This is a genomic window from Arthrobacter sp. SLBN-112, assembly GCF_030944625.1.
Classification (GTDB): Bacteria; Actinomycetota; Actinomycetes; order Actinomycetales; family Micrococcaceae; genus Arthrobacter.
In genome coordinates this window covers 3,929,664-3,944,408 of the sequence record NZ_JAUSXY010000001.1, presented here as the reverse complement: position 1 = coordinate 3,944,408, position 14,745 = coordinate 3,929,664, and the positions used below count along the sequence as shown (strand labels likewise).

The following is a 14,745-nucleotide window of genomic DNA, read 5'->3' as shown; positions in this document are numbered from 1 at the left end:
GGTCGCAACTGGCGTTGGGTGGCTTAACCACCAGGGAGCGGCAATCACGAAGACCACGGATCGTACGCCTGGGCCGAGGGTCATGTTTTGCCGGAATTGGGGCTGCACCCCGCGTCAGCGCAGCAGTACCATGCCGTGCTTCCACGCCCTGTCATCAACGCGGTGGGATAGCGCGCCAGCCGGTAGCCTGACCTAAGCAGTGCCCGTATCCCTAGCCAGGAGTTCTTCGTGACTACTACAGCCACCTCAACCACAGCCGTCAGCAACCAGCCGCTGGCTGAACTCGACCCCGAAATCGCCAAAGTCCTCGAGCAGGAGCTTGGCCGCCAGCGCGGCACCCTGGAAATGATTGCTTCCGAGAACTTCGCGCCGCGCGCCGTGATGGAAGCCCAGGGCTCCGTCCTCACCAACAAGTACGCCGAGGGCTACCCCGGCCGCCGCTACTACGGCGGCTGCGAGTACGTTGACGTCGCAGAACAACTGGCCATCGACAGGGTCAAGGCCCTGTTCGGCGCCGAGTACGCAAACGTCCAGCCGCACTCCGGCGCGCAGGCCAACGCTGCCGCGCTCTCCGCCATGATCACCCCGGGCGACAAGATCCTGGGCCTGTCCCTGGCACACGGCGGCCACCTGACCCACGGCATGAAGCTGAACTTCTCCGGCAAGCTGTACCAGGTTGCCGCATACCAGGTCGAGGAAGACAACTTCCGCATCGACATGGACAAACTGCGCGAGCAGGCCATCGCCGAAAAGCCGCAGGTCATCATCGCCGGCTGGTCCGCCTACCCGCGCCACCTTGACTTCGCCGCCTTCCGCTCCATCGCCGATGAAGTGGGTGCGCTGCTCTGGACCGACATGGCACACTTCGCCGGCCTGGTTGCCGCCGGACTGCACCCCAGCCCCGTGCCGTACTCCGACGTCGTCACCTCCACCGTGCACAAGACCCTAGCCGGTCCCCGCTCGGGTGTGATCCTGGCGAAGGAACAGTGGGCCAAGAAGCTGAACTCCAACGTCTTCCCCGGCCAGCAGGGCGGCCCGCTCATGCACGTCATCGCTGCCAAGGCCGTGGCCTTCAAGATCGCCGGCACCCAGGAATTCAAGGAGCGCCAGGAGCGCGTCCTCGAGGGCGCCAAGATCATCGCCGACCGCCTGAACCAGGCCGATGTCGCCGAGGCGGGCGTCTCGGTCCTCACCGGCGGCACCGACGTCCACCTGGTGCTCGTCGACCTGCGCAACTCCCAGCTGGACGGCCAGCAGGCCGAGGACCTCCTGCACTCCGTGGGCATCACCGTCAACCGCAACGCCGTGCCGTTCGACCCCCGCCCGCCGATGGTCACCTCCGGGCTGCGCATCGGCACCCCGGCACTGGCGACCCGCGGCTTCGGCGCCACCGAGTTCACCGAGGTTGCCGAGATCATCGCCACCGCCCTCAAGGCAGGCAACAGCGCCGACGTCGAGGCCCTGCAGGCCCGGGTGGACAAGCTGGCAGCAGACTTCCCGCTCTACCCGCAGCACGAGCAGTGGTAACCAATGACTGAAACCACCACCGCGCAGATCCTTGACGGCAAGGCTACCGCCGCTGCCATCAAGGCCGAGCTGACCGAACGCGTGGCCGCACTCAAGGCCAAGGGCGTCACTCCCGGCATCGCCACTGTGCTGGTGGGCGCCGACCCCGCCTCGCAGCTGTACGTCTCCATGAAGCACAAGCAGTCAGTGCAGATCGGTATGAACTCCATCCAGCGCGAGCTTCCAGCGGACGCCACCCAGGAGCAGGTGGAGGCCCTCATTGACGAACTCAATGCGGACCCGGCCTGCCACGGGTACATCGTGCAGTTGCCGTTGCCCAAGCACCTGGACACCGACGCCATCCTGGAGCGCATCGACCCCGCCAAGGACGCCGACGGACTGCACCCCACCAACCTTGGCCGGCTGGTGCTGAACGTCAACCACAAGATCACCACGCCGCTGCCGTGCACGCCCCGGGGCGTCATCGAGCTCCTCGAGCGCAACGGGTACAGCCTGGCCGGCAAGCATGTTGTGGTGGTGGGCCGCGGTGTCACGATCGGCCGGTCCATCGGCCTGCTGCTGACCCGCCGGGACGTCAACGCCACTGTGACCCTGACCCACACCGGCACCACCAACCTCTCGGAACTGCTCCGGCAGGCGGACGTCATTGTGGGTGCTGCCGGCGTCAAGCACATCGTCAAAGCAGCGGACGTCAAGCCTGGCGCGGCGCTGCTGGACGTCGGGGTTACCCGTGAGACCGATCCGGAGACTGGCAAGAGCCGCGTCTACGGTGACATCGATCCAGCCGCCGCTGAGGTGGCGGGCTGGATCTCGCCGAACCCCGGCGGCGTCGGCCCCATGACCGTGGCGCTGCTGATGACCAACGTGGTGGAGGCGGCGGAACGCGCAGCGGGCATCCCGCAGTAGTCCCGCGAGGAAGCGCACGACGGCGGCAGGGCACCTTTCGCACGGAAGGTGCCGTGCCGCCGTCGGGCTTTAACATCGCGGCGATGCCGCAAAACGCAGCCCGCCTACTCCCTGGGCAGTACGGGGCCTACGCCGCCCATCTGACGACTTTCACCGCCCGCGGGCATAGGCTCGGTCCATGCAGCGCCGTTTCCGGGGACCGCCCACCGCCGTCATCGTGGTGGTGGTCGCCGTGATCCAGGTGGCCGGGTCGGCATTCGCTTCCTTGCGGCAACCCGGCCACGCGCCACTGGATCCCCTGGCGCTGGCGTTGCTGCTGCTTGGCCCCGCCGCCCTCGCTTTTCGCCGGCGCGCGCCGCTGGTGATGCTGCCCGTTGCCGCCGGGGCCACCGCAGCCTACCTTGCCCTGGGGTACGCGTGGGGTCCGGTGGTCCTGTCTTTCGGCCTGGCGCTGGTCCTGACGGCGGCGGCCGGAAAGCGCATGATGGCCTGGTCGGGGGCGGCGGCCGGAATCCTGGTGTTGTTTCTTGCCGCCGCGCGCAGCGGCGATGAGGCGGCGTTCGTCCGGGCACTTGCCGGGTCCTCATGGCTGGCCATCCTGGTCCTGATCGGAGAAGGGGTGCGGTTCCGCGGCGAACGCGTGGCCGAACGGCACCGCCAGCAGGCCGCCGCCGAGCAGGCTGCCCGCGACGAATACAGGCTTGCCTTGGCGAGGGACATCCATGACGTGGTGGCCCACTCGCTGTCCCTGATCAACGTGCGGGCCTCGGTGGCGTTGCACTTGGGCGAGAAGGACCCGGCGCAGTTCCGCCCTGCCTTGGAGACCATCAAAGCAGCGAGTAAGGAATCACTGGCTGAAGTGCGCCAGCTGCTGGGCGTGCTCCGGGACGATGTTCCGCTGAGCCCCACCACCCGGCCCAGCCTCGGCCGGATTGCGGAAGTCGTGGACAATGCGCGGCGGGCGGGGCTGGACGTCAGCCTGCAGGCCGACCCCGGTATGGAAAACGTCCCGGCAACCGTGCAGGAAGCGGCGTACCGGATTGTGCAGGAAGCACTGACCAATATAGTCAGGCATTCCGGCGCCGGGACGGCCCAGGTCTCAATCCACGCGTCAGGAGGGGAATTGCTGGTGAGTATTGACGACGACGGCGCCGGTGCCGGCGCAGCGCCGGAAGGTAACGGCATCACCGGCATGCGGGAGCGGGTGGCGGCTTTGGGCGGCGGGCTTGAGCTGGGGCCGGCGCCGTCCGGTACAGGGTGGCGGGTCCGCGCGGTCCTCCCGCTGGTCGCCAGTGCAGGGCCGACTCCAAGATGATCAGCATCCTGCTGGCTGATGACCAGAACCTGATCCGTGCGGGCTTCCGGGCGCTGCTGGACGCCGAGGCAGACATGAAGGTCGTGGCCGAATGCGGTACGGGGCGCGAAGCGGTGCGGCTTGCCCGCCAGTATCATCCGGACGTCGTCCTGATGGATATCCGAATGCCGGACGGCGATGGCCTGGAGGCAACGCGGCAGATCCTCACCGATTCTGCGCTGCCAGGTACCCGGGTGGTCATGCTCACCACCTTCGAGCTGGACGAATACATCGCCGAGGCCGTCCGGGCCGGTGCCGCCGGTTTTCTGGTCAAGGACACTGAACCGGCCGAGCTCCTGCGCGCAGTCCGCATCGTGCACGACGGGGACGCGCTGCTTTCGCCCTCGGTGACCCGGCGCATCATGGCCCAGTTGGCACGGCACTCCCGGGCCGCCGAACGGCCGGTGGCACTGGACCGCATCACCGACCGGGAGCGGGAGGTTCTCCAGCTTGTGGGGGAAGGGTTGAACAACGCGGAAATTGCCGAGCGGCTGTTCATCACTCCACTCACGGCAAAGACGCACGTTTCGCGGATCATGGCGAAGCTCATGGTCAGGGACAGGGCGCAGTTGGTGGTGTTGGCCTACGAATCCGGCCTCGTCCGGCCGGGCTGGACGGGCTGAGGCCGGTACCGGTTGCAGCTGCCGGACTACCGGAGGAGTACGCGGCCCGGCACAGGTGACTCCCGCCGCCGGACGCGCCGCCCGACGGCCCGAACGAGACTCGATACAAGGCCGAAACCACGGCCGGTTAAAAGAGTCGGGAGATTGAACATGTTGCCTTCGCTTATCACCGCAATGTCCGCCGCAGCCTCGTTCGCGGCCGCGCGGGTGCCGGCCGATACGGTCGTCTATGGACCGTGGCACGGCGCCTTTTCCCCATGGTTCCTTTTGTTCCCGCTGTTCTGGCTCCTGGTCATCGCGCTGTTCATCTTCCTGGCCCGCAGGAGCTGGCGCAGGAACCAGCACTGGGCAGCCGGCCAGGGCGCCGAAGGAGTGCTGCGCGAGCGTTATGCCCGCGGCGAGGTGGACGAAACGGAGTTCCGGCAGCGCCTGGAGGTCCTGCGCAGCGGAGACCGACGGCAGAAGTGACCTGGCCGCGCCGGGGCTGTTCGCCGGGGGTGGAAGGGCGCCGGCGGAGGCCGCATCGTTTGAGACAATGGTCGCATGCGATCTCTGGGTAACCCTTCCACTCCGTCCGCCCGCACCAAGGGCGGCTTTTCGATGTTCCGCATCAGCGGGCCGGGCCTGATGGTCCTGGTGACGGCGTTCGTCGTGGCCGTCCTCTTTGCGGCAAACCAGAACGACGTCGTGGGCTGGGTTGTTGCGGTCATCGCCGGCTTCTGGCTGGCGCTGGCTGCATTCGTGGTCTTCAGCATCCAAAGGGCCGCCAAGAAGGCCGGGGCGAAGTTTTCGGAGGCACAGAGCGCCTTCAACACGGCCACCGGCCGCGCCCCGGCGCCGGCGTCCGCCGATCACGGCGGAACCCGCGTGATCCACGAACGCTCCGAGGCGGATGAAGTGCGCGACCTCAAGCTTGACCATTCCTTCAAGATTGTCCAGGTGCAGGTCCGGGTGGTGGAGGAGGAGCGCGCCAAGGGTGCCGCCGCCAACCAGGACACCATCAACCGCGCCCTGGAGACCATCGAGATCACAGCCACCAATGCCCGGGACATGATCAAGTCCTCTGGCGGCAGCGGAGAGCCGGTCGCCGGGACCATCATCGACTAGAGTGGAGCGGGTGAGCTCGGCATTGAAGAAGGACCACCTTCGCATCGCATCCGTCAACGTGAACGGCCTCCGGGCTGCCTACAAAAACGGCATGGCCGCGTGGCTTGAGCCGCGGGAAGTGGACATTCTCTGCCTGCAGGAGGTGCGCGCCCCTGACGCGATCGTCCGGCAGCTGCTCGGGGATGACTGGCATATCCTGCACGCCGAGGCGGAAGCAAAGGGCCGTGCCGGCGTCGCCATTGCGTCCCGCCAGGAGCCCCTGGCCACCAGGAACGGCATTGGCGACGACTACTTTGCCACGGCCGGCCGCTGGGTTGAGGCCGACTTCCGTTTCCCGGACGCCGCCGGCAACCCTGTCCAACTCACGGTAGCCAGTGCGTATGTGCACTCGGGCGAGGTGGGGACGCCAAAGCAGGACGACAAGTTCCGTTTCCTCGATGCCATGAGCACCCGGCTCCCGGAGCTGACCAAGCACAGCGATCATGCCCTGGTGGTGGGAGACCTGAACGTCGCCCACACTCCGTTCGATATCCGCAACGCCAAGGGCAACGTGAAGAAGGCCGGTTTCCTGCCGGCGGAACGCGAATACTTCGATCGCTTCCTGGGTGAGGAGATCGGCTGGCACGACGTCCACCGCAACGTGGCCGGCGAGATGCACGGGCCCTACACCTGGTGGTCCCAGCGCGGAAAAGCCTTCGACAACGACACCGGCTGGCGCATCGACTACCACTTGGCCACCCCCGGGCTGGCGGCCGGCGCCCTGTCCGCCGTCGTTGACCGCGCAGCCTCCTGGGACACCCGCTTCTCCGATCACGCACCGCTGGTAGTGGACTACCAGCTCTAAGCCCGAAAGTTTTTCCATGACCAGCCAGACTTCCCAGACCGCCAAGAAGCGCATTCTCTCCGGAGCCAAGCCAACCGCCGATTCCCTGCACCTGGGCAACTACATCGGGGCCGTGCGCAACTGGGTGGACATGCAGGCAGAGTACGACGCCGTATTCTTTGTCCCGGACCTGCACGCCATCACGGTGGACTTCGAGCCCGGGGAACTTGCCAAGCGGACCCGCATCGTCGCGGCGCAGTACATCGCGGCCGGCATCGACCCGGACAAGAGCATCTTCTTTGTCCAGTCCCACGTCCCCGAGCACGCCCAGCTTGCCTGGGCACTGAACTGCATCACCGGCTTTGGCGAGGCATCGCGGATGACCCAGTTCAAGGACAAGACCCAGAAGTCCGGAGCAGATTCCGCCACGCTGGGCCTGTTCGCCTACCCCACGCTGATGGCCGCGGACATCCTGCTCTACCAGAGCGACCTCGTACCCGTGGGGGAGGACCAGCGTCAGCACCTTGAGTTGACCCGGAACCTGGCCCAGCGTTTCAACACGCGGTTTGGCCAGACCTTCACGGTGCCCGAGGCAACGATCGTCAAGGAGAGCGCCAAGATCTACGACCTCCAGAACCCCAGCGCCAAGATGTCCAAGACGGGGGAGTCGCCCAACGGTGCCATCCAGCTGCTGGAAGATCCCAAGATTGCGGCCAAGCGCATCAAGTCTGCGGTCACCGACGCCGGCACGGATATCCGTTTTGACGCCGAGGAAAAGCCCGGCGTGTCCAACCTGCTGACCATCTATTCCGCCCTCACCGGCAAGTCGGTCGCCGAGCTGGAAGCCGAGTACCAGGGGAAGATGTACGGCCATCTCAAGGTGGACCTCGCCGAGGTGGTGGTGGACTTCATCACCCCGATCCGCAACCGTACCAACGAGCTCATGGCTGATCCCGCCGAGCTCGACCGGTTGCTGGCCCTGGGCGCCGACCGGGCCCGCGAGATCGCGTCGGTCACCCTGGCACGGGTGTACGAGCGCATGGGCTTCCTGCCCTCCCTCAGCCTCGCTGGAGTCCGCTAGCGCCATGTCTTCGAGAAACGCTACCGCCAGGGGAGGCGCGTGCTCCGCCGGCGAGGCGGAGCGGACCCTGGGTAACCGTTACGAAGACCAGTCGGGCCAGGATGCAGTGGCGGAGGACGACGCCGTCCGCACCGAAGACGTCAGCGTGGGCGTCATCCTGGGTTTCCCGGCCGAGATTGCCTCGGAGCTGCAGCAGTGGCGGGCGTCGTTCGGGGACCCGATGGCGGGAGTGATACCGGCACACATCACGCTGATCACCACCACGCCCACCCAGGACTGGGAGGCAACCCGCCGGCACGTCCGCGAGGTTGCCCGGTGCCAGAGGCCATTCATGGTCACTATCGCCGGGACGGGCACCTTCCGCCCGGTCTCTCCTGTTGTCTTCATCAAGGTCGAGGACGGGTTCGAGCACTGCGTGGATCTGCACCGCAAACTGCAGCAGGGTCCCCTGCACCGTGAGCTGCCCTTCGCCTACCATCCCCACGTCACGATTGCCCACGACGTCGCCCCGGAAAGCCTGGACGAGGCCGAAACGGCACTGAAGAACTATAAGGCAACCTTCCCCGTGGTTAGCATGGGACTCTATGAGCATGATGCCGACGGCATCTGGCAGCTACGGGAAGAGCTGGATTTTGGGACCGAAACTAACAACGACGCCGGCACCCCCTTCACGGACGCCGCCGCGGACACCGCAACGGACGCCGGCTGACCAGCAGCCCCTGCCTACCGAATTCGCCCGGCTGAAGCTGGACGTGATCCAGAAGCGCACAGAGTGGCACAAGGCGCGCCGGTCCGGCGGCAAGGTCCCGGCCCTGCTGGCCTGGGTACAGTTGTTCACTGCCCGGCTGAACGTCCTGCGGCCCATGCGGGCGTTCAGGCACTACGGCCTCCATTACGGGCCGCTGATGAGCGCCGGCATCGGCTTCAACATGTTCTTCTCCATCACCGGCCTGCTGGCTACCGGCTTTTCCGTTGCGGGCCTGGTCCTCCGCGGCCAGCCGGCATTGCTGGACACCATCATCAGCAGCGTGGCCAGGAGCGCCCCGGGCCTGCTGAAGGTCAACGGCGGCGAAGGCCTGGTGGACCCCAAGGACCTGCTTGACCCCAGCGGACTCGGCTGGACGGCCGTGATCAGCGCCGTGGTCACGGTGGTTACCTCGCTCGGCTGGATCAACGGCCTCCGGAACGGACTCCGCGGCATCGTCGAGTTGCCTCCGCTGGTGGTCAATCCCATCCTGCTCAAGCTGCGGGACGCCGGGACCCTCCTGCTGCTGGGCGTAGCCTTGGTGATCAGTGCAGGCGCGTCGCTGGTGTTCGGCACCGCCGCCGGCTGGGTGGCGGATTTCCTGCATCTCAGCGATGCCCTCGCCGGCCCGCTGACCACGTCCGTCAAGATCGTGGTGCCATTGGTCCTCAACTGGGTCACAGCGATGATCATGTTCCGGTTGGCTGCCGGGTTGAAGCTTTCCCGCCAGGCCCTGCTCGAGGGCACCATCCTTGCTGCCGTGGGCACCACCGTCCTGCAGATCTTCAGCACGGAACTGCTGGGCGGTGCCAGCCGAAACCCCATCCTGGCACCGTTTGCCATCATCATCGGCCTGCTCATCTGGTTCAACTTGGTCAGCCAGGTCTATCTCGTTTCCGCGGGATGGTCAGCGGTGCGCCAGGCCGATCTCGCCTCCGATGGCAAACCCCGCAAGACGATCCTTGGTGCCCGCCGCGCGACACCCCAAACCTGACCCCGGGCGAACGGGCTGTTAGGGCGAAGCAAGCAGTCCCTCCCACCGCACCGTCCAGCCGGGCGGGAAGCCGGGGGAGCGCCCGTCCGGTCCGTTGTCCCATCCGGCGGCCATCAATGCGGTGGCGGCGAGGAGACCGCCGTTGCCGGGCAGGTACAGCGGCAGGGAGTCCGTCTGGCGGTTGTGCCCGTTGGGCAGCACCGTATTCTTGCCCGCGTCCTGCAACAGGGCGTCCACGGCGGCTTCCGGATCACCCAGGCGGGCAGCGGCCATGGCCATGACCGGGTAGTCCCAGCCCCAGGTGCTGTCCCAGTCCCAGCCGCCCAGGACATCGGCCAGCGTGGCCCGCATGGTGTCTGCATCAATGAGGTCTGTCCGGGGCAGGACCCCCAACGCACACAGCATTGATGGGTGGTCAGTCCTTATGGTGAACGGCTCCACGTCGATGGCGGCGTAGACGCCGTCCATCACCCGAGGCGGAACGAGTCCTCCGGCCACGTCCCGCCATGCCGCCACGGGTTCCAGGCCCAGCCGTTCCCGCCACGCGGCGGCAGTCCGGAGGCCCCACTGCCAGTACGCCAGCTCAAAGGTGGGATTCGCGACGGCGGCCCGCAGCGGGCCGTAGCTTTCCTGCGCCGGAATGAGGGGCGGCCCCAGTTCGAAGCCCCGCGCGGTGGGGTGGGCGAAGCTGGCCATGAACGCGGCCGACTCGAACACGATCTCCGCGAACTCCTCAAGGACGTCCTTACAAGGATTGGCGCGGTAGACGAGCTCTGCCAGGTAGATGGGGTGCGGCTGCTGCCAGATCAGGAAGGTGCCGATCGGACTGGGGCTCTCCCGCCCGTCCGGGCCCACCTGCTTGGGCCAGCGGACGCCGTCGAACCCTTGCGCCCTCGCAGTCCGCCGCGATGTCTCCAGGATGGTGGCGTACCACCGCAGGGACGGCAGGAGGAGTTCGGCACGGTTCCAGAGGGCGAAGTGCGCAGCGTGCCACCAGTGCATCTCCAAATGGAACCGTCCGCGCCACGAATTGCAGACAAGTCCTGTTTCCTGGGGCGGGAGGGAACCCGCACAGTTGACGGCGGTCAGGTACTGGGAGAGGACAATGCGGCGCTCAAGCTCCTTGGCCCGGGCGTCCGCGGTCGCGTCCAGTTCCATGACCCCGCCCGTGGTCCAAAACCCTTCCCAATGGGTTGCAGAGGCAGCGGCGATGTTGCTGCCGGGGCCGTTGGCTCCCGGGAAAGGCCCGACGACGGCACCGGCTTTTGCGTCTCCGTCCGGCAGTCCAGCCGCCGGGAAAGCGACGTCCCGCGGGATGCAGTCACTGTCATCTGCCGGGACGAAGGCCACCGCCGCGTCGAGCGCAGCGGGACCTCCGGGGAGCGCGCTGATCCGGATGCGGTGCCTGCCCGTTTGTTCCACGACGAGTCCGCGGCCGGTGACCACCATCCGGTACCGGGAGTGGTCGAGTTCGCGGTGGACGGTCCAACTCGTCGAGCCGGGATGGATCACTGACGGGACAGCCTCCCCGAGGACGGTGGTGTGGGCCTCCGGCCGGCTCCAGTCGGCGGCGTCGTGCCATGCCTCGGACCCGTAGGGAAAATCAACGCAGATCACCAGCCCGTCGTGGAGGGCTGGTGATTCCACATGGAAGCCCAGTTCATCGCGCCGCGGATGGCACGCGGTGAGGACGTTGATGGGCCGGCCGCCCAGGGTGAAGGCGCTGTGGACGGTGCCGGTCCACAAGTCGAGGGTCTGCCCGGTGCCGGCCACGTCTGCTCCGCTGATGGCCCGTTCGGTTGAGCCTGTTGCCAGCATGAAGCCGATGCGTCCCAGGTCCAGCCGGTGCGGGTTCGCCCGCAGCCATGTTTCGCCGGCCGAGGTGCCGGTCTCGCGGTCATTGACGATGTCTCCCACCATGTCCACATACGGCACCGGCCCGCGGGGGGAATCATAGGTAACGGTGGAGCCGGCGAGTCCGTAGGGTTCCTCTGTGGGGGTGGAATGCCAGCCCCATTGGGACTGGGTACCGAGGAGTGTCCCCGGGGGGAGGGCGTCGTCGCGCGCCCCCACCGGATACTCCGCCGGAAAAGTCTGCACGCCGGTCAGGTCCATCGTGAAGGCAAACTCGCCGTTGCCTACTGACACCGGGCTTCGCGGGTCCAGGGTTTGCTGGCTGACATTGTGCCGCCTGACCAGGGCCTTCCTGTCGATGGGCGCGCTGCTGCCTTGCGGGGCATTGGCCGGAACCGGGCGGGCGGTGCTGCCTTGGCTGTGCACGCTGAACGGCCTCCTGATGGTTGGTGGATTGAAGCACGGGTGCAGGAAAAACCGCCTGGCCGGGAAGTCGCCGGAGCGGGAATGGTGTCGTGCAAGAAAGCGTTTTCCCACCCATTATCCTCAGGGTGCGGCGGGCCGCTGTCAACCGCCCTTCTGCATTCCGCGCTGTCAAAACTATCGGAGCTGTAAGGAAACGCTGTGTTGAACACGCCCTGTAATGATGGGCTCTTGACGTCCGAAGCAGGCCTTTGATACGTTTCACGAAATCGCTTTCCCATGTCGGAAGAAGCTTGCCCAATGACGCACAAAGTTATCCAAAGTCTTCGTAAATCAACTGCCATCCTGGCGGCCGTGGCACTGCTGGGTTTCACCTCCGCTTGCTCCAGCACCCCATCGAACAAGGCGGAGGACGGGCCTGTTGAAATCCGGTTTTCCTGGTGGGGCAACGCGGGCCGTGCCGACCTGACCAACAAGGCCATTGCCGAATTCGAGAAGGCCAATCCGAACATCAAGGTCAAGCCGGAGTACGGGGACATCGGCGGATACTTCGACAAGCTCGCCACCCAGGTAGCCGCCAACGATGCTCCCGATGTCATCACCATGGGCGGCGCCTATCCGGCGGAGTACGCCAACCGGGGTGCTTTGCTGGATTTGTCCACGGTGAACGGCTCACTGGATCTGTCCAGGATGGACCAGGGCGCATTGGAAAACGGCCAGGTCAAAGGCAAGCAATACGGGGTGTCCACCGGCGCCAACGCCCTGGCCATCGTCGTCAATCCGGCGGTGTTCGCAGCTGCGGGAGTGCCGCTGCCGGACGACGGTACCTGGAGCTGGGACGACTTCGCGAAAATCGCGGCGGATGTCACGGCACACAGTCCGAAGGGAACCTACGGAACCGCAACAGTGCTCACCCACGACTCCCTGGACGCTTTCGCCCGACAGCGGGGTGAATCGCTGTACACCCAGGACGGCCAGCTCGGGCTCGGCAAGGAAACTGTCCAGGACTACTTTGACTACTCGCTGAAATTGAGCGGGACCGGGGCGGCTCCAAGCGCCTCCGAGACCGTCGAGAAGCTCAACGTCAGCACCGAGCAAACGCTCATGGGCATGGGTAAAGCCGCCATGATGCTCACCTGGAGCAACTCACTGTCCGCCCTCAGCAAGGCCTCCGGCGCCGACCTCAAGCTGCTCAAGCTCCCGGGCGAAACGCCCACGCCCGGGATCTGGCTCCAGTCCTCGCAGTTCTACACCATCTCGGCCCGCAGCAAGCACACTGACGCTGCGGCAAAGCTCGTCAGCTTCCTGGTCAACGACCAATCGGCGGCCAAAATCATCCAGAGCGACAGGGGCGTTCCCAGCAACGCCGACATGCGCAGCGCCATCAAGGACATGCTCACACCGCAGGGCAAGGTGGAGGCCGACTACATCAACCAGATCGGCAAGATGGACTTCGCCCCCACCTACATCGGACCCACAGGCTCAACCGCCGTCTCCGAGATCACTGCCCGGATCAATACCGATGTCCTGTTCAAGCGGCTGGCGCCGGACAAGGCGGCAGAGCAGTGGATCAGCGAGAGCAAGGCCGCCATCGGCAAGTAGAAGCGGGGCTGCCCGGGGTACGCCCTGGAACGGGGTGCGTTTCAGGCGTCGAGGTACTGATCGGCCCAGGCCGCGATGATCCGGGCGGCGCGGGCTGCCTGGCCCTTGCCGGTCAGCAGGTGGTCGCTTCCCTCGAGGGAGACAAAATTGCGGGGGTGCCGGGCGGTCTGGAAGATCGTGCTGGCGTTCTCAATCCCCACCGTGTTGTCGGTGGGGGAGTGCAGCACCATCAGCGGCTTGTGCAGCTGGCGGATGCAGTCAGTCAGGTCGGCGTTCTCCAGGTCCTCCACGAAGTGACGGCGGATCTCCACCCGCTTCCCGCCCAGGTCGACCTCCGCGCTGCCCTCGCTGAGGATCCTGTCGAGGGCGGCATCAAAAACGTGTGCCACGTGCTTGGGGGAGAAGGGCGCGCCTACTGTCGCCACGGCGTCGAGCTCGGGAATCTCACGCGCGGCTGCCAGCACGGCGGCACCGCCAAAGGAATGTCCCACCAACAGCGAGATCTCTCTTCCCTCCGCGCGCATGAACTCGGCGGCCTTCACGGTATCAGCCACTTTGTGGCTGAACGATCCTTCGGACCACTCGCCGGCGGAGCCGCCCAGGCCCAGGTTGTCGAACCGCAGCATACCGATGCCGCTGTCTGCCAGTGCCTTGCACATCCGGGAAGCGGAGGGGCTGTCCTTGCCCAGGGTGAATCCGTGCGAAAAGACTCCCCAGCCCTTGACGGGACCCTCCGGGACGTCGACAATTCCGGACAGCGTCTCGCCGGTTGAGCCTGCAAAGGATACTTTTTCGGAGCGGGACAAGAGGATCCCCTTTCGTGCGTGCGGGCCTGGTTGTTGCGGTGGTGATACGACGACGGCGCCCCCACCACGGATGGTGAGCGGCGCCGTCGGCTGTTACAACTGGTGCTGGACGTACCCTAGATCTTGCGGGCGAGGATGGCCTGCTTGACCTCTGCGATGGCCTGGGTGACCTGGATGCCGCGGGGGCACGCCTCCGTGCAGTTGAAGGTGGTGCGGCAGCGCCACACGCCTTCCTTGTCATTGAGGATCTCCAGGCGCATGTCGCCGGCGTCATCACGGGAATCAAAGATGAAACGGTGGGCATTGACGATCGCTGCGGGGCCGAAGTACTGCCCGTCCGTCCAGAACACCGGGCAGGAGGACGTGCACGCGGCACACAGGATGCACTTGGTGGTGTCGTCAAAGCGCTCACGGTCCTCCGCGGACTGCAGGCGCTCCCGGGTGGGCTCGTGGCCCTTGTTGATCAGGAAGGGCATGACCTCGCGGTAGGACTGGAAGAACGGCTCCATGTCCACGATCAGGTCCTTCTCCACCGGCAGGCCCTTGATGGGCTCCACCGTGATGGGCTTGGACGTGTCCAGGTCCTTCAGCAGCGTCTTGCACGCGAGGCGGTTGCGGCCGTTGATGCGCATGGCATCGGACCCGCACACGCCGTGGGCGCAGGAGCGACGGAAGGAGAGGGTTCCGTCCGTTTCCCACTTCACCTTGTGGAGGGCGTCCAGGACGCGGTCCGTGCCGTACATGGTGAGGTGGAAGTCATCCCAGGTGGCTTCCTCGGAAACCTCCGGGTTGTACCGGCGGACCCGCAGGTGGACATCGAACGTGGGGATTTCCCCGCCCCCGCCAACGCCGGCGGGCAGTTCAACCTTTGAGGCTGGCTCAGCGATTTCAGCGGTCATC

General features: G+C 66.2%; 14 protein-coding genes. 11 read left to right on the top strand and 3 right to left on the bottom strand.

The features are described from left to right. Positions 1–228 precede the first annotated feature (228 nt). The 10 genes from glyA (at position 229) to QF050_RS18220 (ending at position 9,160) form a co-directional block, all read left to right on the top strand. Positions 229–1,527: a serine hydroxymethyltransferase gene (glyA, locus tag QF050_RS18265; RefSeq protein WP_308931686.1), complete on the top strand. Its 1,299-nt coding sequence runs from the start codon at positions 229–231 to the stop codon at positions 1,525–1,527. Between the two features lie 3 nt (positions 1,528–1,530). After that, complete coding sequence (locus QF050_RS18260; protein WP_308931685.1) at positions 1,531–2,433, top strand: bifunctional methylenetetrahydrofolate dehydrogenase/methenyltetrahydrofolate cyclohydrolase; 903 nt, start codon at positions 1,531–1,533, stop codon at positions 2,431–2,433. A 178-nt stretch (positions 2,434–2,611) separates the two neighbouring features. Continuing rightward, positions 2,612–3,748, top strand: coding sequence for a histidine kinase (locus QF050_RS18255; protein WP_308931684.1), 1,137 nt, complete (start codon positions 2,612–2,614; stop codon positions 3,746–3,748). Further along, complete coding sequence (locus QF050_RS18250; protein ID WP_308931683.1) at positions 3,745–4,410, top strand: response regulator transcription factor; 666 nt, start codon at positions 3,745–3,747, stop codon at positions 4,408–4,410. Before QF050_RS18255 ends, QF050_RS18250 begins: the two co-directional genes overlap by 4 nt. Positions 4,411–4,560: 150 nt before the next feature. Then, on the top strand, positions 4,561–4,878 hold the full coding sequence (locus QF050_RS18245; RefSeq protein WP_308931682.1) for a hypothetical protein: 318 nt from the start codon (positions 4,561–4,563) through the stop codon (positions 4,876–4,878). Positions 4,879–4,953: 75 nt separating this feature from the next. After that, on the top strand, positions 4,954–5,517 hold the full coding sequence (locus tag QF050_RS18240) for a hypothetical protein (protein ID WP_308931681.1): 564 nt from the start codon (positions 4,954–4,956) through the stop codon (positions 5,515–5,517). Between the two features lie 10 nt (positions 5,518–5,527). Next, positions 5,528–6,361 (top strand): exodeoxyribonuclease III, encoded by an 834-nt coding sequence (locus tag QF050_RS18235; protein ID WP_308931680.1) that lies wholly within the window; start codon positions 5,528–5,530, stop codon positions 6,359–6,361. Positions 6,362–6,377: 16 nt separating this feature from the next. Further along, on the top strand, positions 6,378–7,421 hold the full coding sequence (gene trpS / locus QF050_RS18230; RefSeq protein WP_308931679.1) for a tryptophan--tRNA ligase: 1,044 nt from the start codon (positions 6,378–6,380) through the stop codon (positions 7,419–7,421). A 4-nt stretch (positions 7,422–7,425) separates the two neighbouring features. Beyond that, positions 7,426–8,130: a 2'-5' RNA ligase family protein gene (locus QF050_RS18225; protein ID WP_308931678.1), complete on the top strand. Its 705-nt coding sequence runs from the start codon at positions 7,426–7,428 to the stop codon at positions 8,128–8,130. Between the two features lie 121 nt (positions 8,131–8,251). Next, the gene (locus QF050_RS18220; protein WP_374121581.1) at positions 8,252–9,160 is read left to right on the top strand and encodes a YihY/virulence factor BrkB family protein; all 909 of its coding nucleotides are present in this window, start codon (positions 8,252–8,254) and stop codon (positions 9,158–9,160) included. An 18-nt stretch (positions 9,161–9,178) separates the two neighbouring features. Here the strand turns inward: QF050_RS18220 and QF050_RS18215 are convergent, their stop codons facing one another. Beyond that, a complete protein-coding gene (locus QF050_RS18215; RefSeq protein WP_374121547.1) occupies positions 9,179–11,440 on the bottom strand; it encodes a hypothetical protein in 2,262 nt (753 codons plus the stop codon). A 297-nt stretch (positions 11,441–11,737) separates the two neighbouring features. On the opposite strand from QF050_RS18215, the gene QF050_RS18210 reads away from it, so the two are divergent. Then, positions 11,738–13,039 (top strand): extracellular solute-binding protein, encoded by a 1,302-nt coding sequence (locus tag QF050_RS18210; RefSeq protein ID WP_308931677.1) that lies wholly within the window; start codon positions 11,738–11,740, stop codon positions 13,037–13,039. 41 nt (positions 13,040–13,080) lie between these two features. On the opposite strand, the gene QF050_RS18205 is transcribed toward QF050_RS18210, so the two are convergent. Both QF050_RS18205 and QF050_RS18200 read right to left on the bottom strand, forming a co-directional pair. Further along, complete coding sequence (locus QF050_RS18205) at positions 13,081–13,845, bottom strand: alpha/beta hydrolase (protein ID WP_308931676.1); 765 nt, start codon at positions 13,843–13,845, stop codon at positions 13,081–13,083. A 116-nt stretch (positions 13,846–13,961) separates the two neighbouring features. Next, on the bottom strand, positions 13,962–14,744 hold the full coding sequence (locus tag QF050_RS18200) for a succinate dehydrogenase iron-sulfur subunit (protein WP_308931675.1): 783 nt from the start codon (positions 14,742–14,744) through the stop codon (positions 13,962–13,964). Position 14,745: the final 1 nt, after the last annotated feature.

Excerpts from the sequence above, each read along its gene's own strand:
- QF050_RS18260 (WP_308931685.1), top strand. The coding sequence starts at position 1,531 with ATGACTGAAACCACCACCGCGCAGATCCTTGACGGCAAGGCTACCGCC.
- QF050_RS18255 (WP_308931684.1), top strand. The coding sequence starts at position 2,612 with ATGCAGCGCCGTTTCCGGGGACCGCCCACCGCCGTCATCGTGGTGGTG.
- QF050_RS18250 (WP_308931683.1), top strand. The coding sequence starts at position 3,745 with ATGATCAGCATCCTGCTGGCTGATGACCAGAACCTGATCCGTGCGGGC.
- QF050_RS18245 (WP_308931682.1), top strand. The coding sequence starts at position 4,561 with ATGTTGCCTTCGCTTATCACCGCAATGTCCGCCGCAGCCTCGTTCGCG.
- QF050_RS18240 (WP_308931681.1), top strand. The coding sequence starts at position 4,954 with ATGCGATCTCTGGGTAACCCTTCCACTCCGTCCGCCCGCACCAAGGGC.
- trpS (WP_308931679.1), top strand. The coding sequence starts at position 6,378 with ATGACCAGCCAGACTTCCCAGACCGCCAAGAAGCGCATTCTCTCCGGA.
- QF050_RS18225 (WP_308931678.1), top strand. The coding sequence starts at position 7,426 with ATGTCTTCGAGAAACGCTACCGCCAGGGGAGGCGCGTGCTCCGCCGGC.
- QF050_RS18210 (WP_308931677.1), top strand. The coding sequence starts at position 11,738 with ATGACGCACAAAGTTATCCAAAGTCTTCGTAAATCAACTGCCATCCTG.
- QF050_RS18200 (WP_308931675.1), bottom strand. The coding sequence starts at position 14,744 with ATGACCGCTGAAATCGCTGAGCCAGCCTCAAAGGTTGAACTGCCCGCC.